Consider the following 12569-nt stretch of genomic DNA (forward strand, 5'->3'; position numbering starts at 1 on the left):
CCTCGACAGGACAAGCCGGGTTTGAGGTGAAATCATTTGAAATTAATTACGGAAGCAGAGTTGCTCGCTTTTATGCGGGAAACCGCGTATAAACCGATGACGTATCAGGAGCTTGAGGAGCATTTCGGCATCACGGATGCCGGCGATTTCAAAGAGTTCCTGAAATTGCTGAACCGGCTGGAGCAGGAAGGACAAATAATCTTAACCCGCACTCATCGTTACGGCGTCCCGGAACGGATGGACTTGGTGCGCGGGCGCTTGCAGGCCCATCCCAAGGGATTTGCGTTTCTGATCCCGGAGGATCGCGACCATCCGGACGTGTACATCCATGCCAACGATTTGAAGAGCGCGATGAACGGCGATACGGTGCTGGTGCGCGTGAGCTCGAAAAGCGCGGGCGGCGGCAAGCTGGAAGGCGAGGTCGTGCGCATCGTGCACCGCGCCGTCACCCAGGTCGTCGGCGTCTTCCAGAACAATGAATCGTTTGGCTTCGTGATCCCGGACGACAAGCGGATCAACAAGGACTTATTCATCCCACAGGAAGGCTTTGGCGGGGCGGTTGACGGAGAGAAGGTCGTTGCCGAAATTGTGGAGTACCCGGAGGGGCGGTCTGCCGCCGTTGGCCGGGTGATCGAAATTCTGGGCCACAAGGACGACCCGGGCGTCGACATCCTGTCGATCATCCGCAAGCATCAGCTGCCGGAGGCGTTCCCGGACGAAGTCATGGCGGAAGCGCAGGAGGCGCCCGACATGATCGACGAGGCGGAGATTCTCAGCCAGGGGCGACGGGATTTGCGCGATAAGGTAATCGTCACGATCGACGGCGAGGACGCGAAGGATCTGGACGACGCCGTCAACGTGGAGCGCTTGCCGAACGGGAATATCAAGCTGGGCGTGCATATCGCCGATGTCGGCTATTACGTGCGGGAGAATTCCAAACTGGATGAGGAAGCCTATAACCGCGGTTGCAGCGTGTATTTGGTCGATCGCGTCATTCCGATGCTGCCGCACCGGCTGTCGAACGGGATTTGCTCGCTTAATCCGAAGGTGGACCGCTTCACGTTGTCCTGCGAAATGGAGTTCAACGAGCAGATGAAGGTGGTCAATCACGATATTTTCACCAGCGTGATTCGCACGAAGGAACGGATGACCTACACCAATGTACGCAAGATCTTGCAGGGAGAAGACCCGGAGGTGACGGAGCGTTACGCCGATCTGGTCGAGACGTTCCAACTGATGAAGGAGCTGGCGCTGAAGCTGCGGGCAAACCGCATGCGGCGCGGGGCGGTCGACTTCGATTTCGAGGAGTCGAAGGTGATTGTCGACGAGAGCGGCAAGCCGGTCGACATCGTGAAGCGCGAGCGTTCCATCGCCGAGCAGATTATTGAGGAATTCATGCTGGCGGCGAATGAAACGGTGGCGGAGCATTTTCACTGGCTGAAGGTGCCGTTCATTTATCGGATTCACGAAGACCCGGATCAGGAGAAGCTGATGAACTTCATGGCGTTCGTCGCCAACTTCGGGTATGCGGTCAAAGGCGGCAAAGGCAACAAAGTGCATCCGCGCGCGCTGCAGATGCTGTTGGAGGACATCCAAGGCACGAAGGAGCAGACGGTCATCAGCACGATGATGCTGCGCTCGATGAAGCAGGCGAAATACGACGCGGAAAGCACCGGGCACTTCGGGCTGGCGGCGGAGTTCTACACGCACTTCACGTCGCCGATCCGGCGTTATCCCGACCTGGTGATCCACCGGGTGATCCGCGAGGTGATCGAAAGCGGCGGGACGCTGAGCGAGGCGCGGATGGAATATCTGGCCAGCCGCATGCAGGATATCGCGCAGCAATCGTCCGAGCGGGAGCGCATTGCCGTGGAGGCGGAGCGCGATACGGAACAGCTCAAGAAAGCGGAGTTCATGCTGGACAAGGTCGGGGAGGAATTCCCCGGCATCATCAGCAGCGTAACGAGCTTCGGCATGTTCATCGAGCTGGACAACACGGTGGAAGGGCTGATCCGGCTTAGCGCGATGACGGATGATTATTATCATTTCCACGAGCAGCATATGGCGCTGATCGGGGAACGCACGTCGAAGATCTATCGGATCGGCGACGAGGTCAAGATCCGCGTGGCCCGCGTGAACATGGACGACCATACGATCGATTTCGAGATGGTCGACATGAAGCCGCGGCCGCGCGGCGAGTTCGCCGGCGGCGGGCGCGGGGCCTTTGACGGCGGCCGGGGCGGCGGTGGCCGCGGCGGCAAGCCGGGCAAAGGCGGCAGCAAAGCCGCCGGCAAAGGCAAGGGCGGCCGCGGCGCTGGCAAGCCCGGCCGGGCCGGAGCGGCGGCGGGCGCCGCCGGCGCCGAGGGCGAAGCCGCCGGGGCGGGCGCCCCCGGCGGGAAGCGCGCCAAGCGCGGCGGAGCTGCCAAAGGCAGCGGCGGCGTCGCGCTTGGCAGCGCCGAGGCCCGCGCGGACAGCGGCGCGGGCGAGGACGCGGGCGACGCGGCTGACGGCGCGCCCGCTTTTGGCTTCGGCTCCGGCAAGGGAGGCTATGCCTCCGGGACGGTCTCCGTCGCGCGCGATGCCGGTCGCGGATACCGCACCGGCGAGGGCAAGGGCCCGGGCTCGCGGCGGAAGAAGACGTCCGCGAGCGGGATCTTCGTCGGCGCCCGGGACGCGGGCGCCGGGGAGGCCGCCCCGAGCCGCAAGCGGGGCGGCGGCAAGGGCAAGAAGAAGTGAGCGAGCAACGAGCAGCATGAGAACAAGTCGATCCGGAGGGGATTTCCGGATCGGCTTTTTTTGTTTAGGCTTTAGCCAGTTGAGTACGCGAAGCGTGCGAAACAAAAAACCACCCGCTATGCGGGTGGAGGGAACGAGGGTTTGACCAACAAGACCATCCCGATAAAATTGAGATGTTCAGGCTCAATGAAAGGAATGGTCTTAGATGGCAAACAAGAACTACAGTCTTGCTCACACAAAGTGGATGTGCAAATACCATATTGTGTTCACCCCGAAGTATAGACGGAAAGAAATCTATAATCAAGTGAGGAAAGACTTGATCGAAATTTTCAAACGTCTATGTAAGTATAAAGGCGTGGAGATTCTAGAAGGTCATATGATGCCGGATCATGTACACATGTTGGTAGCCATTCCACCAAAGATATCCGTGTCATCTTTCATGGGATATCTGAAGGGAAAAAGTTCCCTCATGATCTTTGAGAAACATGCCCAATTAAAGTATAAATACGGGAACCGAAAATTTTGGGCGGAGGGATATTATGTGAGTACAGTGGGACTGAATGAAGCTACCGTAGCAAAGTATATTCGTGAACAAGAAGTACACGACCAGGCGATGGATAAGCTGAGTGTAAAAGAATATGAAGATCCGTTCAGCAGTAACGGTGGCAAGAAGAAGTAAACCAGTTTAACTGGTAAGTGAAGGTGACAAAATACACTGAGCCTGAACAATTTTATTGTCAGGCTAGCGTCTTTAGGCGCAGTTTGGCAACAGGGGGTTATACCCCAAGAGCAAACCACCCGTTGGACGGGTGGTTATGATTCGGTACGCAGTGGTTGTACCTGCCGGTGGTGAGAATAATTGCAGGCGTGCAGCTATTTTCACCGATTCTCGAGTTTTTCCGGGAATAGTTGCAAGAACGCAGTTATTCCCAAGAAAAAGGCCGATTTTCTCACTAGCCTTGCACCAAACCTGACATAAGAAAAATAATATTCTCACAAATTCCTAAATATTGAAGAAATTGATGGAATCACTCTGGAAATCCATAAAAAAACTCCTAATGTTGAAGGATAGGCATGTTACCCATTCCTCTCACAAAAGGAGCTCACCATGGGTAATGTACCAGATCAGACCGTCATTTGTAAATGCCTAGATTACATGGATTTATCCGACGATCATTTTCCGTTGTTTAATTATCGTCGCAAGTTCACTTTCGTCAAAGCGGTTAAGCTGTTGATCGAAGCCCAATTAAGCCAACGTAGCGATTTGGAGGCCATTAGCCTTCATCTCGATGCGAATCCGCAGTTACAACAAGATATTGGTCTTGTCCGCATCAGCGCTTCTCAGATTGACCGGACCTTAAACGCACTTCCATTAGTGGAACTGCAAGAGCTTTGGTTCCAATTGATCTCTAAGCAAAATCAGGTTTGTTCAGCGCAAAAAGAGGCTCATCTCGGAAAGCTGCGCATCATCGATTCGACGGTGTTGTCTCTTCCAGAGATGGCGGGTAAATGGGCTTATAATTCACAGACAAGCAATGGCATTAAGATTCATACGAGTGTCGTATTAGCCCGCCCAGGCCTCTGCTATTGCGATCAGATGGTCTGTTCCACTCGAGGCGTCGCAGACTCGGAAGTCGCGCTGGATCTCGTCGTCGATCCCAAGGCGATTCATGTGATGGACCGCGGTTACATTGTGTATAGCCAATTCAAGCATTGGTTAGAAAACAATATTCGCTTCGTCGCACGTATCCAGAAAAACAGCCGAACCGTTGTGAAGGAAGAACGCGATGTTTCCGAGTTCCCTTCGATCCTTCGCGATGCCGATGTCACCGTATCCTACACGGATAAAGAAACGAAAGAACAAGTGGAGGTTTCTTTGCGATTGGTGGAATACATCGATGACAAAGAACGTCTGTACCGGGTTCTGACAAACGTATGGGATCGAGCAGCTGTACAGATCAGTGACATCTATCGTGGGCGCTGGGCCATCGAGCTGTTTTTCAAATGGATGAAACAACATGTAAGTCTTGTTCATCTATACAGCTACAAGCCAGAGGCGGTGTGGAACCAAATCTATTTGGCGATGATTGCTCATGCCTTACTGCAGTTGATTCATCAAGAGTCCGCACCCCCTCAGCGCTTGTGGTCCTTTTTGAAGATGCTGCGAGCGTATATAACATCCTCATGGACTGCATTTGTGGAGCGATTGAACCGCAAGCCGACCAAGCATTCACTTGGTAGGCGTAAGAAAAAGAAGCTCGGTCGCCCTCGAAAGCATCCTAAGGTGCACAAGACCGTAAAATTGATCAAGAAATAGTTACACAAGGGCATATATACAATAATTGGTAACATGATCCTATGCTTACAGGGAGATCGACTTTTTGGCGATGAGCCTGGATAACTAACTGCAAAATATTTGATCTAGATACATTTCATGTATACTTTTGATTCTTAATCCAATCCATGTCAGCTTCTATGCAAGGCTAGTGCGATTTTCTCAAAATCGCAGAAAATAACGGTATATACGCAACTATTTAGCCAATTGAGATCAGGTTGTGAGGAAATAACGGCATCTACGCAGTTATTTCGATGATTCGTGCAAGGCAGATTCAGTTCAGGCTTGGCGAGTGCAGCCACTTTGTTCATCCTCTATAGTTTCGCTAGGGCAATACATCATCCAAGGCATTGCGCCTTGTGATCCCGTTCTTCGTGATCGTTAAAGTCGTGTCCCCTGCGCGATCCGCAGGGGGTTAGCTCCTTCGAACGGCGGTTCACTCCGCGACTTCACGTCTTCGACATAGACAAAAGAAAAATAAATCATATACTAAGTATATCTAATATAATCGGCGAGGATGGGGAGTGACCTGATTTGAAAAATCTGCCCTTATATAAACAGATTCAGGATGATATTAAGGAACGCATCCAATCCGGGGAACTGAGGCCGGGAGACCGGATCCCTTCGGAGAAGGAGCTGGCGGAGAAGTACCATGTCAGTCAAATCACGAGCAAAAACGCCTTGATCGGCCTGGCGGATGAAGGGATCCTCACGCGGCATCAAGGCAAGGGGACTTTCGTCAATGACGAGGTGTGGAGTTATTTGAACGCGTCCGGTGCCGCGCAACGCACGGATGCTTCCCGCAAGGGAACGATCGGTCTGATCATCCCTACGCTGCAAACCAAGGTGGAACAGCGGATCGTGGACAATATCGAACGTTTTGCCTGGGCGGCCGGCTATCAGCTGACGCTCAGTATATCCAGGGAATCGCAGCGTCACGAAAGCGAAGCGATCGAAGCGTTTAACCGCAACGGCGTGAAGGGAATGGTCATCTTTCCGACCGAGGAAGAAAATTATAACGAGGACATCCTGCGCCTGTCCATCGATAAATTTCCGTTGGTGCTGATCGACCGTTATTTGAAAGATATCCGGACCTACAGCGTCAGTGCGGATAACGAGAAGGGAACCTTCGACGCCGTCAGCTATTTGCTGGACCGGGGGCACCGGGAAATCGCCTTGATTTCTCCCGTGATCACGAATACCGTAACCGAAGACCGCGCGGCCGGCTTTGAACGGGCGTTCTATCAGAATCAACTGCCGATCAACAAAAACCAATGGTGCATCCTGAATATCGACGATATCCATAACGGCAACGGCGAGGATATAATCCATGAATTTTTTCGCTCGCATCCCGAGATTACGGCGGCGTTCGTCATGAATGCACGGCTCACCGACTATGCTTACCAAGCTTTGCAGCGATTGCATAAGACAATTCCGGAGCCATTTGCGCTTTTCGGATTCGATCGGCCGGAAAGTCCGGGCGTCCACTTCGTGCAGCAGGATATCGAAACCATGTGCAAGCATACCGTGGATTGTTTACTGGAGCAGCTCGAAGGCCGCTCGAATCCGCGTAGAGTCACGGTGCCCGTAGAATTAAAATTATAAAATATATTATATACTAAATTAAGTATACTAATATCTAAACGGATATACTAAAATCCGGATATAAAGCGGTTACAAAATAAGCAGATACGCGCCATTCCGTAATCGTGATTTCCCATCAAGACGAATTTAATAGGGAGGTTATGCACGTGAAAACCAATCGCTTGGCAGTCATCGCGGTGTTTTTGGTCATGTCCGTGTTGGTAGCGCTTACAGGGTGCGGCTCCGGCAACAATGCCAACTCGGCCAATGCCTCGAAGGAATCGGGAAGCCAGAATCAAACGGCTTCGAACGGGAAACAGGCCGCCTCGGACTCGGACGAGAAGGTGGAGATTTCTTTCATGGGTCACGGGGATCCGAACGAGAAGAAGATTTTTACCGCATTGATCCAATCCTTTGAAGACAAATACCCGAACGTGAAAGTCAACTACACGAGCGTGCCGCCTGCGGAATACAACCAGAAGCTGACGACGCTGGTGGCCTCCGGCAAAGCGCCGGATATCTTCTATCTATCCGGACCGGCCTTTTTCAAATATGCGGAAGCCGGCACGATTCTCAACATTCAAAGCTACTTGGATAGTACGGATCTGTTCAATCAAGACAATGTGTGGAAGCAAGCGCTCGACCGGTACCGGTACGACGGTACGAATCTGGGAACGGGCGACTTGTACGGGCTTCCCAAGGACGTTGGCCCATGGGCGATGGCCTATAACAAAGATCTCTTTGATGAAGCCGGGGCGGAATATCCGTCCGCCGAGCCGGGCGGATGGACTTGGGACGACTACCTGAAGGCGGCCCAAGCGGTCACGCAGGATACGAACGGCGACGGCAAGGTCGATATTTTCGGGGGAGCGGGCTTCCCTCTGGAAGCGGCGGTATGGGGCAACGGCGGACAATACATCGATTACGCGACGGGCAAAATTGCCGTGGACACGCCGGAGTTCGCCGAGGCGATGCAATTCATCGCGGATTTGAATCTGAAACATCATGTCAGCCCTTCCGCGGACGATGAGAAAGCGATGAACAGCTATTCGCGGTTCGTCGCCGGCAAGATCGGCATGTTCCCGCTGGGGCCTTGGGATCAGCCGGCCTTCTGGGATCTGCCTTTCGGTTGGGATATCGCGCCGTGGCCGGCAAGTCCGAATACGGGGAAGACGTCCACTTGGCTCGGATCGATGGGCTTTGCGCTTTCCGGCAAATCCAAACATCCGCAGGAAGCGTTTAACTTGGCGGCATTCTTGTCCCTGGATCCCGAGGGTCAGAAGCAGAACATGGAGATGGGCCAGGCCGTGCCGAACCTGATCGATATGGCGAAGAACGATTACTTAAACAACGGCAAGGCGCCGGAGCACAAGCAGGTCTTCCTTGACATCATCGATTACGGGCATCCGCCGGTCGAATACGGCTCGAAGGATACGCAATGGCTGGATACCTTCAACCAAGAGGCCAGCAAGGTGTGGACCGGCAAGCAGACGGCGGCGGAATGGGTGAAAGAAATGGCGCCTAAGCTGCAGGATCTATACGACAAAGGCAACAAGTAACGCGGGATAAACCGAACAAAGGAAGGTGGAAGCCGGGCGCGTACTGCTTTCACCTTCTCTTAATTCTTTCGCGGGAAGGAAGAAGAGTCATGACCAATAAAATCCCCGGTTTTCGGCGCAAGGAAATCATGTGGGCGTACGGCTTCGTCGCCATTCCGCTGCTGGGGTTCCTCATTTTCGGCCTTGCTCCGTTAATGGCCTCGGCCGTATTAAGCTTAACCCAGTGGGACATGGTTTCATCCCCCAAGTTTGTCGGATTGGCCAACTATGTGGACTTGTTTAAGGACGAGAAGGTGGTGAAGTCGCTGTTCAACACGGTGTTCATGCTGATCGGAATTCCCCTCGGCATGTTGCTTTCCCTTCTGTTGGCCATCCTTATGAACCAGAAGATGAAAGGCATCTCGGTATTTCGGACCATCTACTACATCCCGGTGATCTCGCCGATCATCGCGGTCTCCCTCTTGTGGCAATGGATCTTAAACCAAGATTACGGGCTGCTGAATCAGTTGTTATGGGATTGGTTCCATATCACCGGACCGAACTGGCTCGGCGATCCCCGTTGGATCAAGCCGTCCTTGATCTTGATGGGCCTCTGGGGCGGCATCGGGGGCAATATGGTGCTCTATCTGGCCGGGCTGCAATCGATCTCCAGCAGCTATTACGAGGCGGCCGAGGTGGACGGAGCCAACGGGTTTCAGAAATTCGTCAAAATCACGTTCCCGCTTCTCTCGAACATTCATTTCTATATCGTGGTCATGGGCGTTATCGGCACGTTCCAGGCGTTCAGCCAGATCTACGTCATGGCGGCGGACGGAGGCCCCGAATTCAGCGCGGCGACGGTGGTCTTTTACATTTACCAGCATGCATTCGAATACTTCAACATGGGTTACGCCAGCTCGTTGGCCTGGGTGCTTGGCATCATTATCTTCATCCTGACGCTGCTCCAATTCCGTTTGTCCAAACGTTGGATGTACAACGATTAGGAACGCGTTACCCGAGACTTTAGCATTGGAGGCGTGTTTATGCTGCTGAGACGTCGAATTGCCCTTGGCGTCAATGTCCTTATTTTATTGTTTGGCTCCATCCTCATGTTGGCTCCGCTGGCTTGGTCGCTATCAACCTCCCTCAAGGAGCAGAAGAACGTGTTCGATCTTCCGCCCAAATGGATTCCGGACCCCGTCACGTTCTCCAACTACCAAGGGGTTTGGAGCGAGGCCCCGATTCTTCACGGGTTTCTGAACAGCGCGACGATCGTGGTGTTCGTCTTAACGATCGGCTTACTCGTTTCTACGATGGCGGCATATGCGTTTGCCAAGGTGGATTTTCCGTTCAAAGAAACGATCTTTATGTGTTTGCTGGGAACGATGATGATTCCGTATTCGGTCACGATGATTCCGCAATTTATCGGGTTCTCCCATTTGGAGTGGGTGGATACGTTGCTTCCGTTAATCGTTCCCGGGCTGTTCGGCAACATTGTGGTGGTGTTCTTCCTGCGCCAATTCATGCAAGGTTCGATTCCGACGGAATTGATCGAGGCCGCGAAGCTGGACGGGAGCGGATTTCTTCGCACGTTTGCGCAAATTGCCCTGCCGATCGCCAAACCGGCGATTGCCGCTCAGGCCGCGCTGGGGTTCATGGGGATCTGGAACGATTTCCTCGGTCCCTTGATTTATCTGCACACGCCGGAGAAGCAGACCATCCAGGTCATGATTGCTTCCCTCCAATCGATGTATATGAGCCAATCCGATTATCCGTTGATTATGTCGGCTTCGGTAATCGCCATGGTTCCCGTCATCTTGGTGTTCTTCTTCTGCCAGAAGTATTTCGTCGAATCGCTCGCGATCAGCGGTTTGAAGGGATAGGGTGCGATTATGAATCACAAGCCGTCCGGGAGAAGGAAGAAGTTTACGCTGGCCGCCTTGTGCACGGCCGTCTTGTTGGCTCTTTTTCTAGGATCTTGCAGTTCGAACGAAGAGGTGAAGGTCAAATTGTATAGCGATCAGGATCCAACTTATCGGAACCCTTTTACGTTGCCCGAGGAATGGGAGGATTACGGAATCGGCGACCCCTATATTCTTCGCCATGACGGAAAGTATTATCTGTATTGCAGCACCAAGGACGGCCGGGCCGGGATCAAAGGCTGGAGCTCGGAGGACTTGATCCATTGGACACCCGAGGGCCTGGTGACCGAGGACCCGATTACGACAAGCGCTTATGCGCCCGAAGTGGTGTATTGGAACGGATTCTTCTATATGTACACTTCGCCCGCCGGTAACGGACACTACGTCTTACGAAGCGATCGCCCGACGGGGCCGTTTGAGGTGCAGACGGAGAATTTGGGACTAAGCATCGACGGCTCGGTCTTCATTGACGATGACGGCCAATGGTATTTCACGCATGCGGGAGACCGGGGCATCGTCATTCATCCGATGACGGATCCGTACACGATGGATATCGGATCTACGACCAACGCTTATCTGGGCGGGTGGACAGAAGGATCCACAATTATCAAACGCAACGGCACGTACTATCTGACCTACACCGGCAATCACGTATTCAGCAAAGGATACCGGGTAAACTACGCGGTCGCGCACGAGGACCCGACAGGCGATTATCGGGTGCCGGACAATAATCCGTTGATCATTCACACCTCCGGTTCGTTCGTTGGCTTGGGGCACAGCTCGAGCTTCGTCGGGCCGGATCTGGATTCCTATTATATGGTGTATCACAATTTGGTCGGCCGCTCCGCGGAAGGCCCGCCGGTGCGGCAGATGGATATCGATCGCCTCGTGTTTAACGGCGACCGGATGGAGGTGCTGGGGCCGACGAACAGCGAGCAGCCGGTTCCGAAACAGGCGGATTTCCAAAGCCGGTTGGATCAGCCGGACGCCAAGCAGGAGTGGGACGCGGAGACGATTCCGGGCGGTGAAAGCAGATGGTTAAGCAAGGCGGAGACGAACGCCGGATTTACCGCCGAATACAACCTGAGCCTAGTGCAACCGGTCGATGACGAACAGGCTTATGTGGAGGCGATTTTCTCGTATACCGATTCGGAAAATTACGGGTCGGCGCGTTTGCGGCCGGCGACGGGCGAATTCTCGGTGATGCAGGTCAGCGAAGGCGAAGCTCATCAGCTTGACAGCATCCGTTTGCCGGAAGATTTCGACTTTACGAAACTTCATACGGTGCGCGTGGAAAATGACGGTAGCGCGGTTCGCGTTTATTTTGACCAAATGCTGAAGTTCAACTTGCCGCTTGAAGCGGCCGTTGCGGGTCGAATCGGGTACACGGCGTTCCGTGCCGATCCTTCGTATTCCTACACGGCGTTCTCCAACGAGGTGAACGGGAGCAGCGATTTTGAAGTCTACAAACCGGTACCGGGCACTATGGAGGCGGTCCATTATTTGAAGGAGGCCGGGCGCGGCTTCAAGGTTAATTCGGCTGCCGACGCAGGGGAGTTCCGCAAGACGGATGGGGTGTCCATCGGCATGGCGGAGGACCGCAGTTATTTCGTGAAGCTGGAGCAGGAAGGGGATTGGCTGTCCTATAAGGTCAACGTGGCCAAGGCCGGAACCTACGGTTTGGCGATGCGCCTCTTGACCTCGAAGGAAGCGGCGACGGTGGAGGTGAGCTGCGGGAACGAGAAGCAGACGTTTCGAATCGCGCCCGATCAAGAGCCGGATTGGAAAACGATCAAGCTGGGAGCGATGGAGCTTCCGGAAGGCTATCCTACATTCAAGATTAAATTGCGCAAGGGTCAAGTGACCTTCAGAACGTTGGATCTCTATGCATCGGCGAAAGCGCCGAAATCGGGGGCGAATCTGTTGGAAGCGGTGGAAGCCGAGGATATTTACGGTGCCTTCGAAGCCATTGACGGCGGGTTTAGAGGAAGCGGGATCGCGGATGATCGCTTGTTCGTCGGTGAGGAAGCTTGGGATGACTACGCGTTGTCCGTGCAGGTCGGCATCCCGGAAAGCTTCACCGGGGAAGCCCAGGTTTTCGTCCGCACGACGAACGAATCCTACTTCGAGCATCAGGTCCAGGACTCGGCGATGGGTTACGCGATCAGCCTTACCGATGGGCAGCTGCAGTTGCTGAAGCTGAATTACGGATCGATTGCCGTGGGCAGCGGACGCGCCCCGATGGAACCCGGGCAGACCTATTCGCTGCGCGTCGTGATGGCCGGTTCCCGCATTCAAGTCTATTGGGATGGGGCGGATGAGCCGGTTATCGATTATACGGATCCCGAGCCTTATTTCCACGGACGGGTGGGCCTTCGAAGTATTGATTCGAAGTTAAGCTTCAGTGAGATGCAAGTGAGCGCTGTAAAGAGATAGATCCAGGAAAAGGAGTAG

Annotated in this window: 8 protein-coding genes; all 8 read left to right on the forward strand. The window is 53.9% G+C overall.

The window, feature by feature from the left end; all coding sequences use genetic code 11:
• Positions 1–72 precede the first annotated feature (72 nt).
• The 8 genes from rnr to ACZF99_RS01225 all read left to right on the forward strand — a co-directional run bounded on the left by rnr (position 73) and on the right by ACZF99_RS01225 (position 12551).
• Positions 73–2736 carry a ribonuclease R gene (rnr, locus tag ACZF99_RS01190; RefSeq protein WP_483612474.1) on the forward strand — a complete coding sequence of 888 codons (2664 nt, stop codon included), beginning with the start codon at positions 73–75 and terminating at the stop codon, positions 2734–2736.
• Positions 2737–2941: 205 nt separating this feature from the next.
• On the forward strand, positions 2942–3415 hold the full coding sequence (tnpA, locus tag ACZF99_RS01195) for an IS200/IS605 family transposase (protein ID WP_240268557.1): 474 nt from the start codon (positions 2942–2944) through the stop codon (positions 3413–3415).
• A 477-nt stretch (positions 3416–3892) separates the two neighbouring features.
• Positions 3893–5053 (forward strand): IS4 family transposase, encoded by a 1161-nt coding sequence (locus ACZF99_RS01200; protein ID WP_483608347.1) that lies wholly within the window; start codon positions 3893–3895, stop codon positions 5051–5053.
• Between the two features lie 552 nt (positions 5054–5605).
• Complete coding sequence (locus ACZF99_RS01205; RefSeq protein ID WP_483608348.1) at positions 5606–6676, forward strand: GntR family transcriptional regulator; 1071 nt, start codon at positions 5606–5608, stop codon at positions 6674–6676.
• A 140-nt stretch (positions 6677–6816) separates the two neighbouring features.
• A complete protein-coding gene (locus ACZF99_RS01210) occupies positions 6817–8214 on the forward strand; it encodes an ABC transporter substrate-binding protein (RefSeq protein WP_483612476.1) in 1398 nt (465 codons plus the stop codon).
• An 89-nt stretch (positions 8215–8303) separates the two neighbouring features.
• Complete coding sequence (locus ACZF99_RS01215) at positions 8304–9197, forward strand: carbohydrate ABC transporter permease (RefSeq protein WP_483608350.1); 894 nt, start codon at positions 8304–8306, stop codon at positions 9195–9197.
• A 39-nt stretch (positions 9198–9236) separates the two neighbouring features.
• Positions 9237–10076 carry a carbohydrate ABC transporter permease gene (locus ACZF99_RS01220; RefSeq protein ID WP_483608352.1) on the forward strand — a complete coding sequence of 280 codons (840 nt, stop codon included), beginning with the start codon at positions 9237–9239 and terminating at the stop codon, positions 10074–10076.
• 9 nt (positions 10077–10085) lie between these two features.
• Positions 10086–12551 (forward strand): family 43 glycosylhydrolase, encoded by a 2466-nt coding sequence (locus ACZF99_RS01225; protein WP_483608354.1) that lies wholly within the window; start codon positions 10086–10088, stop codon positions 12549–12551.
• Positions 12552–12569: the final 18 nt, after the last annotated feature.

The organism is Paenibacillus sp. JL3B1040, from assembly GCF_057063165.1.

What these genes read in the sequence shown, in the direction of transcription:
- ACZF99_RS01225 (WP_483608354.1), top strand. Translation starts at nt 10,086, where the DNA reads ATGAATCACAAGCCGTCCGGGAGAAGGAAGAAGTTTACGCTGGCCGCC.
- ACZF99_RS01210 (WP_483612476.1), top strand. Translation starts at nt 6,817, where the DNA reads ATGCACGTGAAAACCAATCGCTTGGCAGTCATCGCGGTGTTTTTGGTC.
- ACZF99_RS01200 (WP_483608347.1), top strand. Translation starts at nt 3,893, where the DNA reads ATGGATTTATCCGACGATCATTTTCCGTTGTTTAATTATCGTCGCAAG.
- tnpA (WP_240268557.1), top strand. Translation starts at nt 2,942, where the DNA reads ATGGCAAACAAGAACTACAGTCTTGCTCACACAAAGTGGATGTGCAAA.
- ACZF99_RS01215 (WP_483608350.1), top strand. Translation starts at nt 8,304, where the DNA reads ATGACCAATAAAATCCCCGGTTTTCGGCGCAAGGAAATCATGTGGGCG.
- ACZF99_RS01220 (WP_483608352.1), top strand. Translation starts at nt 9,237, where the DNA reads ATGCTGCTGAGACGTCGAATTGCCCTTGGCGTCAATGTCCTTATTTTA.
- rnr (WP_483612474.1), top strand. Translation starts at nt 73, where the DNA reads ATGCGGGAAACCGCGTATAAACCGATGACGTATCAGGAGCTTGAGGAG.